We start from the raw sequence: 19,675 nt of genomic DNA on the forward strand, positions 1-19,675 counted from the left end.
TTTTATAGACTTTATTTATAACGATATACAATTCTCCCTTTGGAAAGATCATACGGAGACATCTCCAATTTCACTTTATCCCCTGGAAGGATCTTGATATAGTTCATTCTCATTTTACCGGAAATGTGGGCTATCAGTTGATGGCCGTTTTCCAATTCCACTTTAAACATTGCATTTGACAGCGCCTCGATAATGGTTCCGTCTTGTTCGATTGATGCCTGTTTAGCCATATTTAAAATTTTCTTCTATATACTTATGCGTTGTTAGTATTTCAGTCTTGTCCGCAAAGATCGCTACCGTATGCTCAAAATGTGCAGACGGTTTCCTGTCGGCAGTGCGGATGGTCCACCCATCCCGCTCTTGAACAACGTTTCTTGTACCCATGTTTACCATGGGCTCAATGGCTAGGACCATGCCTTCTTTCAACCTTTCACCACTCCCTCGTTTTCCATAATTGGGTACCTCAGGAGCCTCGTGAAGGCTTTTACCTAACCCATGACCCACCAGCTCACGAACAATGGTAAATCCTTTTGACTCGACAAATTTTTGAATGGCATGACCGATATCACCCATGCGGTTATTGATGATCGCCTTTTCTATTCCTAGATAAAGTGATTCTTTGGTGACCTTTAAAAGTGACAATACAGCAGAAGAGACTTCACCGACAGGGTAAGTATAAGCGGAATCGCTATGAAAACCTTGGTGAAAGACTCCACAATCTATTGAGATTATATCGCCATCTTTCAAAACATAGTCACCTGGAAAACCATGGACCACAACTTCATTAACCGAAATACACAGGGAAGCAGGAAATCCATTGTACCCTTTGAAGGAAGGAACTCCCTGATTATCTCTGATGTATTCTTCAGCAATTTTATCTAAGTAAGAGGTCTTTACCCCTTCTTTCACATATTTGGCTACCTCTCCATGAGCCTTGCCTAATATCTGAGCACTTTCTTTTATTATGTCAATTTCTTCCCTCGACTTATAATGTATCATATTTAGGCAACAGCATAACTAGAAGGATCATTTTTCATGTTCCCACTTTTCATCATACCCTCGTAATGACGCATTAGCAAGTAGCTTTCAATTTGTCGAAGTGTATCTAAAATAACACCAACCATAATCAGTAGTGACGTTCCGCCATAGAACTGGGCAAATTCACCACTCACTCCAGCGAGGATGGCAAATGCAGGCATTATCGCAACCAATGCCAACAAAATCGATCCTGGTAAAGTAATTCGGGAAATGATATTATCGATGAATTCAGCGGTGGGAGCACCAGGCTTAATTCCGGGTACAAATCCTCCGTTACGTTTCATATCTTCAGCTATCTGCTCGGGATTAACCGTAATCGCTGTGTAGAAAAACGTGAAAAGGATAATCATCAGGGCAAACACAAGATTGTATTGCCAAGAAGTAAAATCACTAAAGGTAGTCCCAATATATGCGGCTATGTCACTGCTCTCAGCCCATATTTGCGCTATAAGCGCAGGTAAGAACATCAGTGATTGCGCAAAGATAATGGGCATTACTCCAGATGCGTTAACCTTAATCGGTATATATTGTCGCTGGCCTCCATACACTTTCCCACCGACAACTTGCTTGGCATATTGTACCGGAATTCTTCTTGTTGCTTCCGTGAGAGCAACTGTTCCTACAACTACGAAGAACAAAATAGCTGCTTCTATGATTAACAATAGAATACCACCTGAACCCTTAGACAAACTTTCCGCAATAAGAGCTCCCGGCAAGGCAGAAATAATCCCGATCATAATCAACATGGAAATACCATTGCCTATGCCTTTTTCTGTAATTTTTTCACCAATCCACATACAGAACATCGTTCCGGAAGTTAGCAGTACTAGTGAACTAACCATGAAAAGAGACTTGTTCACTACAATGGCTTCGTTAGGAATGGTAGCAGTAATATAACCAATACCTTGGGCCACAGTAATCAATATAGTCAGTATCCGAGTTATCTGATTGATTCTTTTCCGTCCAGATTCGCCTTCCTTTTGAAGCTTTTGAAAATAAGGCACACCAACAGTTAACAACTGCAATACGATAGAAGCAGATATATAGGGCATGATCCCTAATCCAAATATAGAGGCTCTACTGAAAGATCCTCCAAGGAAGGTGTCAATCAATCCAAATATACCGCCTGCGGATTCCCCCAAAAGACTGGGGTCAACACCTGGCAATACGATAAAAGAACCTATTCTAAAAACTACCAGTAATCCCAGTGTATTCAGAATACGAATCCTTAGATCTTCTATTGAAAAGATATTCTTAACTGTAGTGATAAATTTTTTCATTTTTTAAAGCTTATTGACAGTTCCGCCGACCTTTTGAATAGCCTCTTCGGCGGAAGCAGAGAACTTGTGGGCACTTACATTTATTTTACTGGTAAGTTCGCCTGTTCCTAGGACTTTTACAACATCTTTTTTAGACATCAATCCATTTTCAATGAAAGTTTCCAATGAAATTGTATCTGTATTAAGTTTATCAACCAAAATCTGAAGATCACCCAAATTTATAATTTGGTATTCAATTCGGTTAACATTCTTAAAACCGAATTTGGGCACTCTTCGCTGAAGAGGCATCTGACCACCTTCAAAGCCTAATTTCGATTTATATCCAGATCTTGACTTTGCACCTTTGTGTCCCCGGGTAGAAGTACCACCTCTACCGGATCCCTGGCCCCTGCCGATTCTTTTCCTGTTCTTGGTAGAACCTTCAGCAGGTGTTAATGTATGTAGTTTCATTTGAAGTAAATTTTAACAATGGGCATGAACCTTAAGAACGTTTCACGTTCGATTAAGCTTCCTCCGATTTAACAAGGTGACTTACTTTATTGATCATCCCCATTATCTGAGGAGTACCTTCCACTTCAACGCTTTTATTGATCTTTCCAAGACCAAGAGCGATAATAGTAGCTTTTTGGTCTTTTGGACGTTTGATGGTACTTTTTATTTGTGTAATTCTATACTTTGCCATCTACCTACCCATTAAATACCTTAGATAATTTAACACTTCTTTGTTGAGATACAGCAATAGCATCTCTCATATGCTCCAACGCATCCACGGTAGCTTTCACCACATTGTGCGGGTTTGAGGAACCTTTGGATTTGGCCAGGATATCAGAATAACCGGCACTTTCCAATACCGCCCGCATTGCACCGCCTGCCAATACGCCCGTACCTGGAGCAGCTGGCTTAATCAAAACGAATCCACCTCCAAATTTCCCAAGTTGCTCATGGGGAACAGTACCTTTATACAAAGGAACTTTTATCAAGTTCTTCTTAGCGTCTTCTATACCTTTTGTAATAGCATCTGTCACCTCATTGGCTTTACCTAAGCCATAACCAACGATTCCGTTGCCATCACCTACCACTACAATTGCAGAGAAGGAGAATCTTCTACCTCCCTTTACAACCTTAGCGACACGGTTGATAGCCACTACTTTTTCTTTTAATTCAGTTTCAGTAGCCCTTATGGGTTTCTTTCTTATCTGGGACATAATATCTATTAAAATTTAAGGCCAGCTTCTCTGGCACCGTCGGCCAAAGCTTTAACATTACCATGAAAGAGATATCCGCTCCTATCAAAAACCACTTCGGTGATTCCACCTGCAAGTGCCTTCTCAGCCAACTTCTTACCAACCTCTTTAGAAAGGGGAATATTGGTGTTGCTCTTCTCTCCTAGCTCTTTTGAGGATGCCGCGGCAATGGTGTGACCTAAGAGGTCATTTATAATTTGGGCATATATACCGGTATTGCTTTTGAATACCGCCAATCTAGGCCTAGAATCAGTACCGGAAATTTTCCTCCGAATACTCTTTTTGATTCTCAGTCTTCTTTTATTCTTATTAAAAGCCATGTCTCAGTTATTTTTTAGCAGAAGTTTTACCAGCTTTTCTTCGGACTTTCTCTCCGACAAAGCGAACACCTTTTCCTTTGAACGGCTCAACTTTCCTGAAAGACTTAATCTTCGCAGCAATTTGACCAATCAATTCCTTATCAACACCTTCCAGCGTGATCAAAGGGTTCTTGCCTTTAGGAGTCTCGGTCTTAATTGAAATTTCCTGGGGAAGCGCAAAGATGATATTGTGGGAATACCCTAAGGCCAGTTCCAACAATTGTCCTTGGTTGGTAGCTTTATAACCTACACCTACCAATTCCAACTCCCTCTTATATCCTTCGTTTACTCCGATCACCATGTTGTTGATCAGTGAACGATACAGTCCGTGGAGTGACTTATGCCTTTTGGATTCGGTCGGCCGTTCTACAACAACCTGACTTCCGGCAACTTCTACTTTTATATCCGGATTAACTTCCTGATATAATGTACCTTTGGGACCTTTAACAGTGACCTGATTATGTTTGGACACGTCTACAGTAACACCCGCTGGTATATCTATTGGTTTTTTACCTATTCTTGACATCGTATTGAATTAATAGACGTAGCAAAGTACTTCTCCGCCAACACCTTCAGTGCGGGCTTCTTTGTCAGTCATGATTCCCTTTGAGGTAGAGATGATGGCTACGCCAAGACCGTTAATCACCCGGGGAAGGGAATCTTTGTTTACATACTTTCTCAAACCTGGCTTACTTATTCTAGTCAGGTTAACTATTGCATTCTCTTTGGTAGTTGGGTTATATTTCAAAGCGATCTTAATGGATCCCTGAGGACCATTTTCATCAAATTTATAGTTTTGAATATACCCCTTGTCAAAGAGCACTTTGGTCATCTCCTTCTTCACATTGGAAGCAGGGATCTCCACAATCCGGTGAGAAGCCTTGATGGCGTTTCTCAACCTGGTCAGATAATCAGCTATTGGATCAGTCATATTTATAATATAGTCTAACTACACGCTCCCAATGGGCGTGCAAAGTTACACAATGATTCTAAGAATAAAAACATTTGTCTGATTTTTACCAGCTCGATTTAGTGATACCAGGTATCTTGCCCGCAGAGGCCATTTCCCTGAAAGTTACCCTGTTTATGCCAAACTTTCTCATATATCCTTTAGGACGTCCGGTAAGTTTGCATCGGTTGTGTAACCTTACTGGCGATGCATTTTTAGGTAGTTTGTCTAGCGCTTCAAAATCACCGGCTGCCTTTAAGTCTGCTCTTTTTTTAGCGTATTTGGCTACCAGGCGTTCTCTTTTTCTCTCTCGAGCTTTGATCGACTCTTTTGCCATGATTAGATTTCTTTATTGTTGTTTATGAATGGCATTCCCAATGCTTTAAGCAAAGCCAAAGCCTCTTCATCTGTTTCCGCAGTCGTCACCAGCGTGATATCCATTCCGGAGATCCGGTTGACTTTTTCAATGCTGATTTCAGGGAAAATGATCTGCTCCGTGACACCTAGTGTATAGTTGCCTCTTCCGTCAAATCCTTTGTCTGAAATACCTTTAAAATCACGAACCCTTGGTAATGCGATAGTTACCAACCTGTCCAAAAATTCAAACATCCGGTTTCCCCGAAGGGTGACCTTGGCTCCAATTGGCATTCCTTCTCTAAGTTTAAAGTTGGAGATGGAATTTTTTGCTTTGGTAGCAACTGCACGCTGACCGGAAATGAGCGAAAGCTCTTCTACTCCTTGGTCCACTAGCTTCTTGTCGGCTACAGCAGCTCCAATACCTTTGTTGATGACAATTTTCGTCAACTTAGGGACCTGCATGACCGACTTATATTGAAATTTCTCCTTAAGACCGGCAGAAATTTCAGAAACAAATTTTTCTTTTAATCTAGGATTAGCCATTGATTACCTCCCCGGTTTTCTTTGAATACCTTACTAATTTACCATTATCGCCTGCTTTTCTACCTATTCGAGTAGCATCTCCTGTTGTAGGATCTACCAACATTAGGTTGCTGGCGTGTATGGAAGCTTCCTTCTTTTCGATTCCACCCTGAGGAGAATTTGCGGTAGGTTTTACATGTTTGGTTACCATGTTCAATCCTTCCACGATTACTCTTCTTTTTTGGATGTTTACAGAAAGCACTTTACCTTTCTTGCCCTTGTCATCACCGGCGATTACCAATACGGTATCTCCGGATTTGATGTGCATCTTGGGTTGTTTATCTGATTTTTTTTCCATTTTTAAAGTACTTCAGGGGCCAATGATACAATTTTCATAAACTGCTTTTCACGCAGCTCTCTCGCAACAGGGCCAAATATACGCGTGCCTCTCGGCTCATCGTTGTTGTTTAGAAGTACAGCGGCGTTATCCTCAAAACGGATATAAGATCCGTCTTTTCTGCGCACTTCTTTCTTGGTTCTCACGATAACCGCTTTAGAAACGGTACCTTTTTTCATGCTGCTGGATGAAAGAGCCGACTTAACAGTGACGACAACCTTGTCACCGATGGAAGCATATCTCCTTCCAGTTCCGCCCAATACACGGATGACAAGCACTTCTTTAGCACCTGAATTATCCGCGACACTCAATCTTGATTCTTGTTGTATCATGATTATTTAGCTCTTTCTATAATTTCTACTAATCTCCAACGCTTTCTCTTGCTCAGCGGACGAGTTTCGCTAATCCGTACCAGGTCACCTGGCTTGGAATCATTGGTCTCGTCATGAGCCATAAATTTGGTAGTCCTGGCAACAAATTTGCCATAGATCGGGTGTTTCACCTTTCTTTCTACGGCAACTGTTATGGATTTATCCATACTGTTGCTTACTACCTTTCCTATTCTTTCTTTACGCAGGTTTCTTTCTATAGTAGCCATATTATATATTATTTAGCCAGTTGTTTTTCCCGCAAAAAAGTTTTCAATCTTGCGACCAATCTTTTTGCTTCCTTGATCTTGTTCGGATTCTCAATGGGAGAAATAGCATGAGCAAACTTCAACTTGGTCAAATTTTCCTGCTCGGCTACAATACGCTCATTAATTTCGCTCTCCGTGAGGGCGTTGATTTCAGTATTCTTCATCGCTATAATTATCCTACGTATTCTCTACGTACCACAAATTTTGTACTGACTGGAAGTTTTTGCTGAGCCAATCTTAACGCCTCTTGTGCTACTTCCATTGTCACTCCGGTTGCTTCAAAAAGGATTGTTCCTGGCTTAATTACCGCAACCCAGTATTCAGGAGCTCCTTTACCTTTACCCATACGCACCTCAGCCGGCTTCTTGGTGATCGGCTTGTCAGGGAAAATCCTGATCCAAACCTGACCCTCTCGCTTCATTGCCCTGGTCATCGCAATACGGGCGGCTTCTATCTGACGGGATGTAATCCATCCCGGTTCCAAAGATTTAATGCCGAAGTTTCCGAATGAAAGTGTATGGCCACGCTGGGCAATACCCTTCACTCTCCCCTTATGCATTTTTCTATATTTCGTTTTTCTTGGCTGTAACATGATTGGTCAATTAGGGTGAAAATTAGTTACTCTTCTTTCTTCTTTTCGGTCCTCCCTCTCTTCTTCTTCTGTTACCAGCAGGCGCGTTGTTCGCTTTGGAATCCGCCGCAGAAGCCTGGTTTGGAGACAAGTCTCTTTTACCATATACTTCACCTTTGAATATCCATACCTTGATGCCGATAATTCCGTAGACAGTATTGGCCTCTGATATCGCATAGTCAACATCCGCTCTGATGGTGTGAAGGGGAATTCTTCCTTCCTTATACATTTCGGATCTCGCCATTTCTGCGCCACCCAACCTACCGGATAACTTCACCTTTATACCCTCTGCGCCTACCCGCATGGTAGCCGCAATGGACTGCTTCATTGCTCTTCTAAAAGAAATCCTTGCTTCCAACTGCTGGGCGATAGACTCACCCACTAGCTTAGCATCCATTTCGGGACGTTTGATCTCAAATATATTGATCTGAACATCCTTGTTGGTCAATTTCTTCAATTCTTCCTTAAGCTTGTCAACTTCAGAGCCTCCTTTACCAATGACAACGCCCGGTCGGGCAGTTTGGATGGTAAGAGTGATTCTCTTTAACGTACGCTCTATGATTACTTTGGAGATACCTCCTTTTGGAATCCTTGCATACACGTAATTTCGGATTTTCTGATCCTCATAAAGTTTATCTGCAAAGTCTCTGCCTCCGTACCAATTAGAGTCCCAGCCCTTGATGATACCAAGCCTAAAACCAATAGGGTTTACTTTCTGTCCCATATGTTAGTTTGCTTTTTCATTTGATTCCACAACATCAGCGGTAACTAAATCACTGACTGAATCAATGACAAGGGTTACATGATTTGATCTTTTACGTATTCTGTGTGCCCTACCCTGTGGTGCAGGTCTAAGTCTTTTCAACATGCGCCCACCATCTACCATGATAGTCTTCACATAGAGATCAGCATCTTCCAGTTTTTCATCCGGATTCTTCGCCTGCCAGTTTGCCACTGCGGACAACACGAGCTTTTCCAATTTTATCGCACCATGGTTAGGTGAAAACTTGAGGAGACTCAAGGCGTGACCAACTTTTTTGCCTCGGATTAAATCCGCTACTAGGCGCATTTTCCGTGGAGAGGTAGGAACATCGTTTAATCTTGCTATTGCTTCCATGATTATCTCTTTCCTTTATCTTTTTTGGCAATGTGTCCTCTGAAATTTCTGGTTGGGGCAAATTCTCCCAACTTGTGACCTACCATGTTGTCAGTTACGAATACCGGAATAAATTTATTTCCGTTATGAACCGCAAAGGTATGGCCTACAAAATCCGGGGAAATCATCGATCTTCTTGACCAAGTCTTGATCACCGATTTTTTTCCGGATTCGTTCATCGTATCCACTTTTTTGGCCAAATGGTGTTCTATATACGGACCTTTTTTTAATGAACGTGCCATAGTTATTTAGATCTTCTGCTAATGATAAGTTTATTGGAATATTTCTTTGGAGACCTGGTCTTCTTTCCTTTTGAAAGCAAACCATTCCTCGAACGAGGGTGACCTCCAGATGATCTTCCTTCACCACCACCCATAGGGTGATCGACAGGGTTCATCGCTACACCTCTTGTACGAGGCCTTCTACCAAGCCACCTGTTTCTTCCCGCCTTACCAAGCACCACGTTCATGTGATCTCCGTTGGACACGGTACCGACAGTCGCTTTACAGGTAGCCAATACCATCCGCATTTCTCCAGAAGGAAGCTTAACTGTAACATACTTACCCTCTCGGGCTACGATCTGCGCATATGTGCCCGCACTCCTTGCCATTGCTCCACCCTTACCAGGCTTCAACTCAATGTTATGGATAATGGTACCCAATGGAATATTGTTAATTGCCATTGCGTTACCAACCTCGGGAGCTACACTTTCCCCTGAAATTATTTGCTGACCAACACTGAGGCCTTCAGGAGCCACGATATACGTTTTTGCACCATCAACATAATACAAAAGCGCTATCCTTGCAGAACGGTTAGGATCATATTCGATACTATGTACCACTGCAGGAACTCCGTCTTTGTCTCTTTTAAAGTCAAGGACTCTCAATCTTTTTTTATGTCCGCCACCGAGATATCGGTTGGTCATTTTTCCAGAATTGTTTCTACCGCCTGATTTCTTCAAGGGCGCCAGCAAACTCTTCTCCGGTGTTGACTTGGTAATCTCCGTAAATGCAGGAGCTACTCTGAATCTGGTACCGGGAGTTACGGGCTTTAGTTTTTTAACTGCCATGATTATGATTCAATTAAATTTCTCCGTAAAAGTCTATAATCTCGCCTTCAGCCACCTGAATGATAGCCTTTTTGAAGGCGTTGGTGTATCCGGATACTATTTTTGCTTTGGTGTATCTGGTTTTCTTTTTGGCTGCGTAGCGCATCGTGCGCACCTCAACCACCTTCACACCGTACATATCTTCAACGGCTTTCTTGATCTGAGGCTTCTTGGCTGTCTTTTCTACAACAAACCCATACACCCCGCGGTCATTCATCGCTGAAATCTTCTCTGTAATCAAAGGCTTTTTTAATACGTTCATCTTCTTACTTTGATAAAAGGGTTTCTAACTTACTAACTGAGCCTTCACAAAGAACTAAGCTGTCTGCATTCAAAAGCTCGTATGTGTTTACATCTTCCACGACCATCACTTTCGTTTTTGGTACGTTTCTGCTTGACAAAACTACATTTTTGTTTACATCTGGCATCAAAAGCAATGTCTTCTTGCCACTAAGAGAAAGACTCGCCATCAAGTCAATGTAGGATTTGGTCTTTGGAGCATCGAATGTTAGGTCTTCCAAAATGAATACACTGTTATCGATTGCCTTATATGAAAACGCTGACTTTCTAGCCAACTGCTTCAACTTTTTGTTCAACTTGAACGAGTAGTCTCTTGGTCTAGGACCGAATACACGTCCACCTCCCCTGAATACAGGAGATTTGATAGAACCGGCTCTGGCTCCGCCAGTACCTTTTTGCTTTTTGATTTTCTTGGTAGATCCAGCTATTTCTGCTCTTTCCTTGGACTTGTGAGTTCCCTGACGTTGGTTGGCCAAGTACTGCTTCACATCCAAATAGATTGCGTGGTCATTCGGCTTGATGCCGAAAATATCGTCTGAAAGAGTTACTTTTCTGCCGGTATCCTCACCGTTATGTTTTAATATCGCTAATTCCATCTTCTTACTTCTCTAGAATTACAAAAGAATTTTTCGGGCCAGGAACAGATCCACTGACAAGAATCAAATTCTTGTCGGTGTAGATTTTGAGCACCCGCAGGTTAACCACTTTCACTCGATCTCCACCCATTCTTCCGGCCATTCGCATACCCTTGAAAACCCTTGAAGGCCATGAACAGGCACCGATAGAACCAGGGTGTCTTGCTCTGTTGTGCTGACCGTGAGTCTGCCCGCCAACACCGCCAAAACCATGACGCTTGACAACACCTTGAAATCCTTTACCCTTAGAGGTACCAATGGCATCGATGAAGTCTCCTTCAACAAATACCTGATCCGCAATTACAGTCTTTCCAAGATCAACCTGACCTTCGAACTCCACGCGGAAATCTCTGAATTCAACAACCTTCTGCTTTGGCGTAGTGCCAGCCTTTTTGAAATGGCCAACCAATGGTTTGGGCGTATTTTTTTCTTTACGCTCACCATATGCCAATTGAACAGCGTTGTACCCGTCTGATTCAACATTTTTTACTTGCGTAACTACGCAAGGACCAGCTTCTAATAACGTGCATGCAACATTACGTCCATCGGCACTAAAAATACTAGTCATTCCAACTTTTCTTCCTATTATTCCAGACATCTTCTGTAGTATAATAAACCATGAAACACAGGCATCTACACACCTGTGCTTTTTTAAAGGACTGCAAAGTTAGCAATTTATACTCACCTTACAAATCCCAACTTTAATATTTTCAATTATTTAGGTAATTAATTTAGCCTTTAGGAACCTTTTTCAGGCAATATCACCTCTTTGCATTTTAATCACCGTACATATCCCAGCTATGCGGAAACGAACAGACCGAAATCCATCTGTTAATCACTTTATGTGGAAAGTCCTATTCACAAAAAAAACCTGCGCGATGTCGCGCAGGTTTCATTAGAATATTGGCAGAAGGTCAGACCTTAATTTCAACATCAACTCCACTTGGAAGCTCAATTTTCATCAACGCATCTACTGTCTTTGAACTGTTTGAATAGATATCCACCAGACGCTTGTAGGTGCAAAGCTGAAACTGCTCACGGGATTTCTTATTGACGTGAGGAGATCTCAACACCGTAAACTTCTCCTTTTTTGTAGGAAGTGGGATGGGACCTACGACGACAGCGCCTGTAGATTTTACAGCTTTAACGATTTTCTCTGATGACTTATCCACCAGGCTGTGATCGTATGATTTTAGTTTTATTCTTATCTTCTGATTCATTTTCTGTAAATATTTAGGCCTTTTCTCCTTTAACCTTGGCAATTACTCCCTCAGCAATGTTGTTTGGCACAGGCTCATAGTGGTCGAATGTCAGCGAAGCAGTTGCCCTACCTGATGAAATCGTCCTAAGATCCGTTACATACCCGAAAAGCTCGGATAAAGGAACGTTAGACTTGATTACCGTAGATGTTCCTCGGGTATCCATACCCTTCATCAATCCCCTTCTTCTATTCAAGTCGCCTGTGATAGGACCTGTATATTCTTCAGGCGTCAAAACCTCGACAGCCATGATTGGCTCCAACAATTGTGGCTTGCATTTTCTGGCTGCTTCTTTGAAACCAATCCGGGCGGCAAGTTCAAAAGAAAGTGCATCGGAATCGACATCGTGGAACGAACCGTGGAATAATCGTACTTTCATTGACTCAATAGGATATCCAGCCAAAGGTCCGTTTTTCATGGACTCGTTAAATCCTTTTTGGATAGAAGGGATAAATTCCTTTGGAATAATACCACCGACGATGCCGTTCACAAATTCCAATCCAGGCTTGATTTCGTTAGTTTCAGGATCCGCAGGTTTTGGCCCTAATTCAAATGATATGTCTGCAAATTTACCTTTACCACCAGTTTGTTTCTTATAAACTTCCTTATGCTCCGTAGAAGCAAAAAGTGCTTCTTTGTAAGCAACTTGTGGAGCACCTTGGTTGATCTCTACCTTAAATTCTCTTCTGAGTCTGTCGATAATGATCTCCAAGTGTAATTCACCCATTCCTCTAAGGATAGTCTGACCTGTTTCGTGGTCGGTATTAACCTGAAGCGTAGGATCTTCTTCCACCAATTTGGAAATAGCCATTCCCAGCTTGTCGACATCTGCCTGCTTTTTAGGCTCAATTGCGTATCCGATAACTGGCTCAGGGAAGACCATCGATTCCAACACAACTTTACGCTTTTCATCGCAAAGGGTATCTCCTGTCTTAATATCCTTAAAACCTACTACGGCTCCAATATCTCCAGCCCGTAAGCTGTCGATTTGATTCTGTTTGTTGGCATGCATCTGGAATACACGGGAGATCCTCTCCTTGTTTCCAGAACGGGTATTGTGAATGTAAGAACCTGATTCCAAAACGCCTGAATATGCCCTGACAAAGCATAGCCTTCCAACGAATGGATCGGTGGCAATTTTGAATGCAAGACCTACAAAAGGCTCACTTTCATTTGGTCTAATAACGACTTCTTCTTCTGAATCGACTCCGTGCGCAGTAATATCGTCCTTGTCCATGGGAGATGGCAACAGTTCCATCACCAAGTCAAGCATCGTCTGCACCCCTTTGTTCTTGAAAGATGACCCACAAACCATAGGAACGATTTTAAGATCTATGGTAGCTTGTCGCAAAGCAGCTAGGATCTCCGCTTCTGTAATGGAATCCGGATCTTCGAAAAACTTCTCCATCAAGGACTCATCGTAGTCAGCGACGGCCTCCAAAAGATGCTCCCTGTATTCCGCAACTTCCTCTTCCATATCCTCAGGAATCGGAATTTCCTGGAAGGTCATCCCGAAATCGTCCTCATTCCAAATGATTGCCCGGTTGTTGATCAAGTCAACCACTCCCCTAAATTTATCTTCGGCACCAATAGGAAGCTGCAATGGAACAGCATGACTGCCCAACATTTCCTTTACTTGCTTACATACCCCTAAAAAATCGGCACCTGAACGGTCCATTTTGTTGACAAAACCAATACGGGCTACCTTATAATTATCGGCAAGCCTCCAGTTCGTCTCCGACTGAGGTTCCACACCGTCAACCGCACTAAAAAGAAAAACCAATCCGTCAAGTACACGGAGTGATCGGTTAACTTCCACTGTAAAATCCACGTGGCCTGGGGTATCAATGATGTTGATCTGATATTTGTTATCTCTGTAATTCCAAAAAACAGTAGTTGCAGCGGAAGTAATGGTAATACCCCTCTCCTGCTCCTGCTCCATCCAGTCCATAGTCGCAGCGCCGTCATGAACTTCTCCGATTTTATGGCTTACCCCTGAATAAAAAAGGATCCTTTCCGTCGTTGTCGTCTTTCCGGCATCAATATGCGCTGCAATACCAATGTTTCTGGTAAATTTTAAGTCTCTTGCCATTATCTATTAAAATCTAAAATGAGAGAATGCTTTATTGGCTTCTGCCATTCTATGGGTGTCGTCTTTTTTCTTGACCGCAGCACCTTCGCCTTTGGCTCCTGCGATGATTTCTCCTGCAAGTCTGTCCATCATGGTTTTCTCTCCCCTCTTTCTTGCAAACGTAATCATCCACTTGATACCCAAGGAAACTTTTCTTTCCGGTCTAACTTCCATTGGTACCTGGAAAGTGGCTCCACCAACTCTACGACTCTTTACTTCTACAGCTGGAGTGATATTGTTAAGTGCTTTTTTCCAAACCTCAAGACCATTCTCACCTACTTTGTCCTCTACCTTTGCTACCGCATCGTAGAAAATTCTGTAAGCAATACTTTTCTTCCCATCTACCATCAGGCAGTTTACAAACCTGGTTACCAACGTATCATTGAACTTTGGATCAGGAAGAATATACCTCTTTTTAGGTTTTGCTTTTCTCATGTTACTATACTTTATAATATATTATTTCTTCTTTGCAGGAGCAGCTGCTCCTTTGCCTGCCTTAGGACGCTTTGCGCCATATTTGGACCTGCCTTGTTTTCTGTCTTTTACCCCTGCGGTATCCAACGCACCACGGATGATGTGGTACCTTACACCCGGAAGATCTTTTACTCTTCCTCCTCGGATAAGCACAATAGAGTGCTCCTGAAGATTGTGTCCTTCACCTGGAATATAGGCATTGACCTCTTTTCCGTTGGTTAACCTTACTCGAGCTACTTTCCTCATCGCTGAGTTAGGCTTCTTAGGGGTAGTTGTGTACACTCTGGTACACACCCCTCTGCGCTGCGGACAGGCGTCCAAAGCCCGTGATTTGGACTTTGTCTCGAGGGTATTTCTACCTTTTCTTACTAACTGTTGTATAGTAGGCATTAATAGATAAAATTAATTTTCAGCTTTAAACTTTTATTTTTTGGACTGCAAAGGTAAACAAATCAATAAAACAAACAAAATTAAGGAGTTATATTTTCGTTAAGCCTCTCCCAAAGTGCCCCCGAAATTCAGCGGAAATTGGGGTGTGCCCTGACCGTGTTCAATTTTTCCGAAACTTTGTTCGTATTTCTCAATATTATCCTTCAAGGCGGCCAACAACCTTTTGGCGTGATCAGGAGTAATGATGATCCGCGCCTTGACTTTCGCCTTTGGAACACCCGGCATGAGCCGGATAAAATCAACCACAAACTCCGACTGGGAATGTGCGATCATTGCCAAGTTGGAGTAAACTCCCTCAGCTACATCATCGGATAGTTCCACGTTAATTTGTTGCCCTTTATTCTTTTCTTTGTTGTCTTCTTCCATGATTTCTCACGCTTTATAAAAAAGGGTCTGCACGCGACAGACCCTTTTTATCTAACAATTCCGATAAATTACTTTACTGTTTCCTTTGTCTTTCTTGAAGATTTTTCTTTCTCCGCGCCTGTAAGGCGTTCGTACTCTTCCTTGGAGCCGATGATCATGTTTTTAAATCTACGCTGACCGGTACCTGCTGGTATCAAGTGGCCCACGATAACATTTTCCTTCAGTCCCAACAATTCGTCACGCTTACCCCGGATAGCTGCTTCACTCAAGACCTTGGTAGTCTCCTGGAAGGAAGCGGCGGAAATAAAGCTCTCCGTACCCAAGGAAGATGCAGTAATTCCCTGCAATGTCGGCTGAGAAACCGCTGCTTGCGCATCCCTTACCTGTACGATCTTCAGATCTTTTCGCTTAAGGCTGGAATTCTCATCTCTCAACCTACGCGAGCTTATGATCATCCCTGGCTTCAGCGTAGAAGAATCCCCTGCTTCCATCACTACCTTCTTGTCAAGGATGATGTCGTTTTCCTCACGGAAAGCCCACTTATTGACAATCTGGTTTTGAAGAAATCCGGTATCACCAGCATCCAGAATTTCCACTTTTTGCATCATCTGACTCACAATCACTTCGATATGCTTGTCATTTATTTTCACACCCTGAAGTCTGTAAACTTCCTGTATTTCATTTACAAGGTATTCCTGCACAGCTGTAGGACCTTTGATAGATAGGATGTCATTTGGAGTAATGGCACCATCTGACAACGGCTCACCCGCGCGGATAAAGTCATTTTCCTGTACCAGGATATGCTTGGAAAGAGACACCATGTATCGCTTCTTCACACCATCCTTGGACTCGATAAATATCTCCCGGTTCCCCCGCTTGATACCACCGTAACTTACCACCCCATCAATCTCAGATACCACAGCCGGGTTGGATGGGTTTCTGGCCTCAAACAATTCCGTTACCCGTGGCAAACCGCCGGTAATATCCCTTGTCTTACCTACAGATCGAGGAATCTTAACCAAGATTTGGCCTGACTTCACCTTATCACCTTCTTCTACAGAAAGGTGAGCGCCTACTGGTATGTTATAAGACTTGGATTCATCTCCGTAATTGATCATCACGGCTGGGTTCTTAGTCTTATCCTTAGTTTCGATAATTACTTTTTCCCTGTAACCAGTCTGATCATCCGCCACTTCCTTGTAAGTAATGCCTTCAAGGATGGAGTCGAATTCAACAACACCGTCAAATTCCGAAAGAATCACGGCATTGTATGGATCCCAAGTACATAAAGAATCGCCTTTCGCTATTTTTTGTCCGTCTTTGACGTTCAACACGGCACCATAAGGAACGTGATTAGAGACAAGGACTTTACCGGACTTGGTATCATTGATCTTAATCTCACCGGATCGTCCCATCACGATAGAGACATCTTCCCCATCTTTGTTGGTTGTGTTGATCCAACGTAATTCCTCTTCAAATTCAACAATACCTTCAAACTTGGCATTGATACTCGCTTCTACGGAAATGTTGGAAGCTGTACCTCCCACGTGGAAGGTACGTAAGGTCAACTGCGTACCAGGTTCACCGATGGACTGTGCCGCAATGACACCCACTGACTCACCTACTTGGACAATATTACCCGTAGAAAGGTTCCTACCATAACATTTGGCACACACTCCCCTTCGAGTTTCACAGGTAAGCACGGACCTGATCTCAATTTCCTCAACAGCTGATTCATCTATTCGCTTGGCCACATCATCCGAAATTTCTTCACCGGACACGATGATAATTTCATCTGAAATGGGGTCAACTACATCATGGACGGCAATCCTTCCGAGAACCCGCTCAGATAAAGGCTCAACGATTTCATCATTGTCTTTCAGTGCTTGAACCACGAGACCCCGCAAGGTTCCGCAATCCTCCTCTGAAATGATCATATCCTGCGCCACATCCACAAGTCTACGGGTCAAATAACCAGCATCAGCCGTTTTAAGCGCTGTATCTGCCAATCCCTTTCTTGCACCGTGTGTAGAAATAAAGTATTCCAACACATCCAAACCTTCTTTAAAGTTAGATAAAATCGGGTTTTCAATGATCTCACCCACAGAACCTTGAAGGTTTTTCTGTGGCTTAGCCATCAATCCTCTCATTCCCCCCAACTGTCTGATTTGCTCTCTAGAACCCCTGGCTCCAGAGTGCATCATCATGTAGATGGCGTTGAATCCCTGATTATCTTCCTCCATCTGTTTCATCAAGATGTTGGTCAGGTTGGAGTTGGTACGAGTCCAGATGTCAATGACTTGGTTGTATCGTTCGTTATCTGTGATCAATCCCATCAGATAGTTGTTCCAAACCTGGTCTACTTCGGCTTTAGCCTTGTCGATCAGTGGTTCTTTTTCCAATGGAATAATTACGTCATCCAGTCCCATGGAAAGACCTCCTTTGTAGGCCATTTGGAATCCCAGATGCTTGATATCATCCAAGAATTGGGCTGAACGTGCTATACCACATATCTTAACAACCTCAGCAATAATCTGCTGCAGTTTCTTCTTAGTCAATAATTCGTTGACAAATCCTACCTCATGCGGCACAAACTGGTTGAATATCAATCTTCCAGCTACCGTTTCAATAATTTTATCGGAAAGTTCACCGTTTTCATCCCTAACACTCACCTTGCAATTAATGAAGGCATGTTGGGAGATTGTCTCCTCGTTAAGGGCGATGATAACTTCTTCCTCACCATAGAAAGTCATCCCTTCTCCGGCCACTATCTCACCTTCGGTAGATCGCTTCCCTTTGGTCACGTAGTACAAGCCCAATACCATGTCTTGAGAAGGCACCGTGATTGGTGCCCCGTTGGCAGGGTTTAGGATGTTGTGTGAGGAAAGCATCAGTGTACCTGCTTCCAGTATGGCCTCATGACCCAAAGGAACGTGAACCGCCATCTGATCACCGTCAAAGTCAGCGTTAAAAGCAGTACATACCAACGGATGAAGCTGAATCGCCTTACCTTCTATCAGTTTGGGCTGAAAGGCTTGGATACCCAACCTGTGAAGTGTTGGAGCACGGTTAAGTAATACCGGGTGTCCTTTAAGGACATTTTCCAAGATATCCCATACCACAGGATCTTTTCTGTCTACTATCTTTTTGGCTGATTTTACTGTCTTGACAATTCCTCTCTCTATCAACTTTCGGATTATGAAAGGTTTGAAGAGCTCCGCCGCCATATTTTTTGGAAGTCCGCATTCGTGGAGCTTTAATTCCGGCCCCACCACGATCACTGAACGTCCTGAATAATCGACCCGCTTACCAAGCAAGTTTTGACGGAAACGTCCCTGCTTACCTTTCAACATATCCGATAAGGATTTCAATGCCCTATTTCCATCGGAACGTACGGCATTTACCTTTCTGGAATTGTCAAAAAGAGAATCAACAGCCTCCTGCAACATCCGCTTTTCATTTCGGAGGATTACTTCAGGAGCCTTGATATCTATTAGTCTCTTCAAACGGTTATTTCGGATGATAACCCTTCTGTAGAGGTCATTCAAATCAGAAGTCGCAAAACGACCGCCGTCCAAAGGTACCAATGGCCTTAATTCCGGTGGGATGACCGGCACCATACGTACGACCATCCATTCGGGACGGTTTTCAATACGGGTACGGGCGTCACGGAACGCTTCTACCACTTTCAATCGCTTTAAAGCTTCTGCTTTACGCTGTTGTGACGTATCGGTAGCTGCCTGGTGCCTTAAGCTATAAGACAGATCATCCAAATCAAGTCTTGCAAGCAACATTTCAAGTGCCTCGGCACCCATTTTTGCGATAAATTTGGTAGGGTCATTATCATCAAGCATTTGGTTCTCTTTGGGCAGCTTGTCCATGATATCCAAATACTCATCCTCAGTCAAAAAGTCCAGGTACTGTAACCCGTCTTCCCCTTTGACTCCGGCCTGGACGACAACATATCGCTCATAATAAACGATCTGATCCAGTTTTTTGGTAGGCAACCCTAGGAGGTACCCTATTTTGTTAGGAAGGGATTTGAAGTACCAAATATGCGCCACAGGAACGACCAATTCAATATGGCCCATTCGCTCCCTTCGCACTTTCTTTTCGGTAACTTCCACCCCACATCGGTCACAAATGATTCCTTTATACCTAATGCGCTTATATTTACCACAATGACATTCCCAGTCCTTCACCGGACCGAAAATCCGCTCACAGAACAAACCGCCCATTTCAGGCTTATAAGTTCTGTAGTTGATTGTTTCCGGCTGCGTCACTTCACCATGAGAACTGTCCAAAATGGACTCTGGAGAAGCTAAACTAATGGTGACCCGAGAAAAGTCGTTGTTTAGTTTTTTATTTTTTCTGAACGCCAT

General features: G+C 43.0%; 29 protein-coding genes. All 29 read right to left on the minus strand.

Going from position 1 to position 19,675, the window contains the following annotated elements; translation table 11 throughout:
• Nucleotides 1–11: 11 nt before the first annotated feature.
• Nucleotides 12–230 carry a translation initiation factor IF-1 gene (gene infA / locus FQ608_RS11195; protein ID WP_015264095.1) on the minus strand — a complete coding sequence of 73 codons (219 nt, stop codon included), beginning with the start codon at nucleotides 228–230 and terminating at the stop codon, nucleotides 12–14.
• Nucleotides 223–999, minus strand: coding sequence for a type I methionyl aminopeptidase (map, locus tag FQ608_RS11200; RefSeq protein WP_158858321.1), 777 nt, complete (start codon nucleotides 997–999; stop codon nucleotides 223–225). Before map ends, infA begins: the two co-directional genes overlap by 8 nt.
• Before the next feature lie 2 nt (nucleotides 1,000–1,001).
• Nucleotides 1,002–2,318: a preprotein translocase subunit SecY gene (secY, locus tag FQ608_RS11205; RefSeq protein WP_158858322.1), complete on the minus strand. Its 1,317-nt coding sequence runs from the start codon at nucleotides 2,316–2,318 to the stop codon at nucleotides 1,002–1,004.
• A 3-nt stretch (nucleotides 2,319–2,321) separates the two neighbouring features.
• Nucleotides 2,322–2,768: a 50S ribosomal protein L15 gene (gene rplO, locus FQ608_RS11210; RefSeq protein WP_158858323.1), complete on the minus strand. Its 447-nt coding sequence runs from the start codon at nucleotides 2,766–2,768 to the stop codon at nucleotides 2,322–2,324.
• A gap of 52 nt (nucleotides 2,769–2,820) precedes the next feature.
• Nucleotides 2,821–3,000: a 50S ribosomal protein L30 gene (gene rpmD, locus FQ608_RS11215; protein ID WP_158858324.1), complete on the minus strand. Its 180-nt coding sequence runs from the start codon at nucleotides 2,998–3,000 to the stop codon at nucleotides 2,821–2,823.
• Between the two features lie 4 nt (nucleotides 3,001–3,004).
• Nucleotides 3,005–3,523 (minus strand): 30S ribosomal protein S5, encoded by a 519-nt coding sequence (gene rpsE, locus FQ608_RS11220; protein ID WP_158858325.1) that lies wholly within the window; start codon nucleotides 3,521–3,523, stop codon nucleotides 3,005–3,007.
• An 8-nt stretch (nucleotides 3,524–3,531) separates the two neighbouring features.
• Nucleotides 3,532–3,882 carry a 50S ribosomal protein L18 gene (gene rplR, locus FQ608_RS11225; RefSeq protein WP_158858326.1) on the minus strand — a complete coding sequence of 117 codons (351 nt, stop codon included), beginning with the start codon at nucleotides 3,880–3,882 and terminating at the stop codon, nucleotides 3,532–3,534.
• A 7-nt stretch (nucleotides 3,883–3,889) separates the two neighbouring features.
• A complete protein-coding gene (gene rplF / locus FQ608_RS11230) occupies nucleotides 3,890–4,447 on the minus strand; it encodes a 50S ribosomal protein L6 (protein WP_158858327.1) in 558 nt (185 codons plus the stop codon).
• A gap of 9 nt (nucleotides 4,448–4,456) precedes the next feature.
• Nucleotides 4,457–4,852: a 30S ribosomal protein S8 gene (gene rpsH / locus FQ608_RS11235; protein ID WP_158858328.1), complete on the minus strand. Its 396-nt coding sequence runs from the start codon at nucleotides 4,850–4,852 to the stop codon at nucleotides 4,457–4,459.
• Nucleotides 4,853–4,937: 85 nt separating this feature from the next.
• The gene (gene rpsN / locus FQ608_RS11240) at nucleotides 4,938–5,207 is read right to left on the minus strand and encodes a 30S ribosomal protein S14 (RefSeq protein ID WP_158858329.1); all 270 of its coding nucleotides are present in this window, start codon (nucleotides 5,205–5,207) and stop codon (nucleotides 4,938–4,940) included.
• A gap of 2 nt (nucleotides 5,208–5,209) precedes the next feature.
• On the minus strand, nucleotides 5,210–5,770 hold the full coding sequence (rplE, locus tag FQ608_RS11245; RefSeq protein ID WP_158858330.1) for a 50S ribosomal protein L5: 561 nt from the start codon (nucleotides 5,768–5,770) through the stop codon (nucleotides 5,210–5,212).
• Nucleotides 5,763–6,107: a 50S ribosomal protein L24 gene (gene rplX / locus FQ608_RS11250; protein WP_158858331.1), complete on the minus strand. Its 345-nt coding sequence runs from the start codon at nucleotides 6,105–6,107 to the stop codon at nucleotides 5,763–5,765. Before rplX ends, rplE begins: the two co-directional genes overlap by 8 nt.
• Nucleotides 6,108–6,109: 2 nt before the next feature.
• On the minus strand, nucleotides 6,110–6,478 hold the full coding sequence (gene rplN / locus FQ608_RS11255) for a 50S ribosomal protein L14 (protein ID WP_158858332.1): 369 nt from the start codon (nucleotides 6,476–6,478) through the stop codon (nucleotides 6,110–6,112).
• A gap of 2 nt (nucleotides 6,479–6,480) precedes the next feature.
• Nucleotides 6,481–6,744, minus strand: coding sequence for a 30S ribosomal protein S17 (gene rpsQ, locus FQ608_RS11260; RefSeq protein WP_158858333.1), 264 nt, complete (start codon nucleotides 6,742–6,744; stop codon nucleotides 6,481–6,483).
• 8 nt (nucleotides 6,745–6,752) lie between these two features.
• On the minus strand, nucleotides 6,753–6,947 hold the full coding sequence (rpmC, locus tag FQ608_RS11265; protein WP_158858334.1) for a 50S ribosomal protein L29: 195 nt from the start codon (nucleotides 6,945–6,947) through the stop codon (nucleotides 6,753–6,755).
• Between the two features lie 8 nt (nucleotides 6,948–6,955).
• A complete protein-coding gene (gene rplP, locus FQ608_RS11270) occupies nucleotides 6,956–7,375 on the minus strand; it encodes a 50S ribosomal protein L16 (RefSeq protein ID WP_158858335.1) in 420 nt (139 codons plus the stop codon).
• A 22-nt stretch (nucleotides 7,376–7,397) separates the two neighbouring features.
• On the minus strand, nucleotides 7,398–8,138 hold the full coding sequence (gene rpsC / locus FQ608_RS11275; RefSeq protein WP_158858336.1) for a 30S ribosomal protein S3: 741 nt from the start codon (nucleotides 8,136–8,138) through the stop codon (nucleotides 7,398–7,400).
• A 3-nt stretch (nucleotides 8,139–8,141) separates the two neighbouring features.
• Nucleotides 8,142–8,531, minus strand: coding sequence for a 50S ribosomal protein L22 (gene rplV, locus FQ608_RS11280; protein ID WP_158858337.1), 390 nt, complete (start codon nucleotides 8,529–8,531; stop codon nucleotides 8,142–8,144).
• Nucleotides 8,532–8,533: 2 nt separating this feature from the next.
• Nucleotides 8,534–8,812, minus strand: a complete 279-nt coding sequence (rpsS, locus tag FQ608_RS11285) for a 30S ribosomal protein S19 (protein WP_158858338.1) — start codon at nucleotides 8,810–8,812, stop codon at nucleotides 8,534–8,536.
• A 2-nt stretch (nucleotides 8,813–8,814) separates the two neighbouring features.
• Nucleotides 8,815–9,639 (minus strand): 50S ribosomal protein L2, encoded by an 825-nt coding sequence (rplB, locus tag FQ608_RS11290; protein WP_158858339.1) that lies wholly within the window; start codon nucleotides 9,637–9,639, stop codon nucleotides 8,815–8,817.
• Nucleotides 9,640–9,652: 13 nt separating this feature from the next.
• Nucleotides 9,653–9,940, minus strand: a complete 288-nt coding sequence (gene rplW, locus FQ608_RS11295; protein WP_158858340.1) for a 50S ribosomal protein L23 — start codon at nucleotides 9,938–9,940, stop codon at nucleotides 9,653–9,655.
• Between the two features lie 4 nt (nucleotides 9,941–9,944).
• Entirely contained in the window at nucleotides 9,945–10,574 is a 630-nt protein-coding gene (gene rplD / locus FQ608_RS11300; RefSeq protein ID WP_158858341.1) for a 50S ribosomal protein L4, read from the minus strand.
• A gap of 4 nt (nucleotides 10,575–10,578) precedes the next feature.
• On the minus strand, nucleotides 10,579–11,211 hold the full coding sequence (gene rplC / locus FQ608_RS11305) for a 50S ribosomal protein L3 (protein ID WP_158858342.1): 633 nt from the start codon (nucleotides 11,209–11,211) through the stop codon (nucleotides 10,579–10,581).
• Between the two features lie 316 nt (nucleotides 11,212–11,527).
• Nucleotides 11,528–11,833 carry a 30S ribosomal protein S10 gene (gene rpsJ, locus FQ608_RS11310; RefSeq protein ID WP_010856297.1) on the minus strand — a complete coding sequence of 102 codons (306 nt, stop codon included), beginning with the start codon at nucleotides 11,831–11,833 and terminating at the stop codon, nucleotides 11,528–11,530.
• 13 nt (nucleotides 11,834–11,846) lie between these two features.
• Complete coding sequence (fusA, locus tag FQ608_RS11315) at nucleotides 11,847–13,964, minus strand: elongation factor G (protein ID WP_158858343.1); 2,118 nt, start codon at nucleotides 13,962–13,964, stop codon at nucleotides 11,847–11,849.
• A gap of 6 nt (nucleotides 13,965–13,970) precedes the next feature.
• Nucleotides 13,971–14,438 (minus strand): 30S ribosomal protein S7, encoded by a 468-nt coding sequence (gene rpsG, locus FQ608_RS11320; RefSeq protein WP_158858344.1) that lies wholly within the window; start codon nucleotides 14,436–14,438, stop codon nucleotides 13,971–13,973.
• A gap of 21 nt (nucleotides 14,439–14,459) precedes the next feature.
• Complete coding sequence (gene rpsL, locus FQ608_RS11325) at nucleotides 14,460–14,867, minus strand: 30S ribosomal protein S12 (RefSeq protein ID WP_158858345.1); 408 nt, start codon at nucleotides 14,865–14,867, stop codon at nucleotides 14,460–14,462.
• A 99-nt stretch (nucleotides 14,868–14,966) separates the two neighbouring features.
• Entirely contained in the window at nucleotides 14,967–15,293 is a 327-nt protein-coding gene (locus FQ608_RS11330; protein ID WP_158858346.1) for a DUF3467 domain-containing protein, read from the minus strand.
• A gap of 68 nt (nucleotides 15,294–15,361) precedes the next feature.
• Nucleotides 15,362–19,675 (minus strand): DNA-directed RNA polymerase subunit beta', encoded by a 4,314-nt coding sequence (gene rpoC / locus FQ608_RS11335; protein WP_158858347.1) that lies wholly within the window; start codon nucleotides 19,673–19,675, stop codon nucleotides 15,362–15,364.

Source organism: Lunatibacter salilacus (genome assembly GCF_009797935.1).
Taxonomy (GTDB): Bacteria; Bacteroidota; Bacteroidia; order Cytophagales; family Cyclobacteriaceae; genus Lunatibacter; species Lunatibacter salilacus.

Coding starts and splice junctions, on each gene's coding strand:
- infA (WP_015264095.1), bottom strand. CDS start 230: ATGGCTAAACAGGCATCAATCGAACAAGACGGAACCATTATCGAGGCG.
- map (WP_158858321.1), bottom strand. CDS start 999: ATGATACATTATAAGTCGAGGGAAGAAATTGACATAATAAAAGAAAGT.
- secY (WP_158858322.1), bottom strand. CDS start 2,318: ATGAAAAAATTTATCACTACAGTTAAGAATATCTTTTCAATAGAAGAT.
- rplO (WP_158858323.1), bottom strand. CDS start 2,768: ATGAAACTACATACATTAACACCTGCTGAAGGTTCTACCAAGAACAGG.
- rpmD (WP_158858324.1), bottom strand. CDS start 3,000: ATGGCAAAGTATAGAATTACACAAATAAAAAGTACCATCAAACGTCCA.
- rpsE (WP_158858325.1), bottom strand. CDS start 3,523: ATGTCCCAGATAAGAAAGAAACCCATAAGGGCTACTGAAACTGAATTA.
- rplR (WP_158858326.1), bottom strand. CDS start 3,882: ATGGCTTTTAATAAGAATAAAAGAAGACTGAGAATCAAAAAGAGTATT.
- rplF (WP_158858327.1), bottom strand. CDS start 4,447: ATGTCAAGAATAGGTAAAAAACCAATAGATATACCAGCGGGTGTTACT.
- rpsH (WP_158858328.1), bottom strand. CDS start 4,852: ATGACTGATCCAATAGCTGATTATCTGACCAGGTTGAGAAACGCCATC.
- rpsN (WP_158858329.1), bottom strand. CDS start 5,207: ATGGCAAAAGAGTCGATCAAAGCTCGAGAGAGAAAAAGAGAACGCCTG.
- rplE (WP_158858330.1), bottom strand. CDS start 5,770: ATGGCTAATCCTAGATTAAAAGAAAAATTTGTTTCTGAAATTTCTGCC.
- rplX (WP_158858331.1), bottom strand. CDS start 6,107: ATGGAAAAAAAATCAGATAAACAACCCAAGATGCACATCAAATCCGGA.
- rplN (WP_158858332.1), bottom strand. CDS start 6,478: ATGATACAACAAGAATCAAGATTGAGTGTCGCGGATAATTCAGGTGCT.
- rpsQ (WP_158858333.1), bottom strand. CDS start 6,744: ATGGCTACTATAGAAAGAAACCTGCGTAAAGAAAGAATAGGAAAGGTA.
- rpmC (WP_158858334.1), bottom strand. CDS start 6,947: ATGAAGAATACTGAAATCAACGCCCTCACGGAGAGCGAAATTAATGAG.
- rplP (WP_158858335.1), bottom strand. CDS start 7,375: ATGTTACAGCCAAGAAAAACGAAATATAGAAAAATGCATAAGGGGAGA.
- rpsC (WP_158858336.1), bottom strand. CDS start 8,138: ATGGGACAGAAAGTAAACCCTATTGGTTTTAGGCTTGGTATCATCAAG.
- rplV (WP_158858337.1), bottom strand. CDS start 8,531: ATGGAAGCAATAGCAAGATTAAACGATGTTCCTACCTCTCCACGGAAA.
- rpsS (WP_158858338.1), bottom strand. CDS start 8,812: ATGGCACGTTCATTAAAAAAAGGTCCGTATATAGAACACCATTTGGCC.
- rplB (WP_158858339.1), bottom strand. CDS start 9,639: ATGGCAGTTAAAAAACTAAAGCCCGTAACTCCCGGTACCAGATTCAGA.
- rplW (WP_158858340.1), bottom strand. CDS start 9,940: ATGAACGTATTAAAAAAGCCTTTGATTACAGAGAAGATTTCAGCGATG.
- rplD (WP_158858341.1), bottom strand. CDS start 10,574: ATGGAATTAGCGATATTAAAACATAACGGTGAGGATACCGGCAGAAAA.
- rplC (WP_158858342.1), bottom strand. CDS start 11,211: ATGTCTGGAATAATAGGAAGAAAAGTTGGAATGACTAGTATTTTTAGT.
- rpsJ (WP_010856297.1), bottom strand. CDS start 11,833: ATGAATCAGAAGATAAGAATAAAACTAAAATCATACGATCACAGCCTG.
- fusA (WP_158858343.1), bottom strand. CDS start 13,964: ATGGCAAGAGACTTAAAATTTACCAGAAACATTGGTATTGCAGCGCAT.
- rpsG (WP_158858344.1), bottom strand. CDS start 14,438: ATGAGAAAAGCAAAACCTAAAAAGAGGTATATTCTTCCTGATCCAAAG.
- rpsL (WP_158858345.1), bottom strand. CDS start 14,867: ATGCCTACTATACAACAGTTAGTAAGAAAAGGTAGAAATACCCTCGAG.
- FQ608_RS11330 (WP_158858346.1), bottom strand. CDS start 15,293: ATGGAAGAAGACAACAAAGAAAAGAATAAAGGGCAACAAATTAACGTG.
- rpoC (WP_158858347.1), bottom strand. CDS start 19,675: ATGGCGTTCAGAAAAAATAAAAAACTAAACAACGACTTTTCTCGGGTC.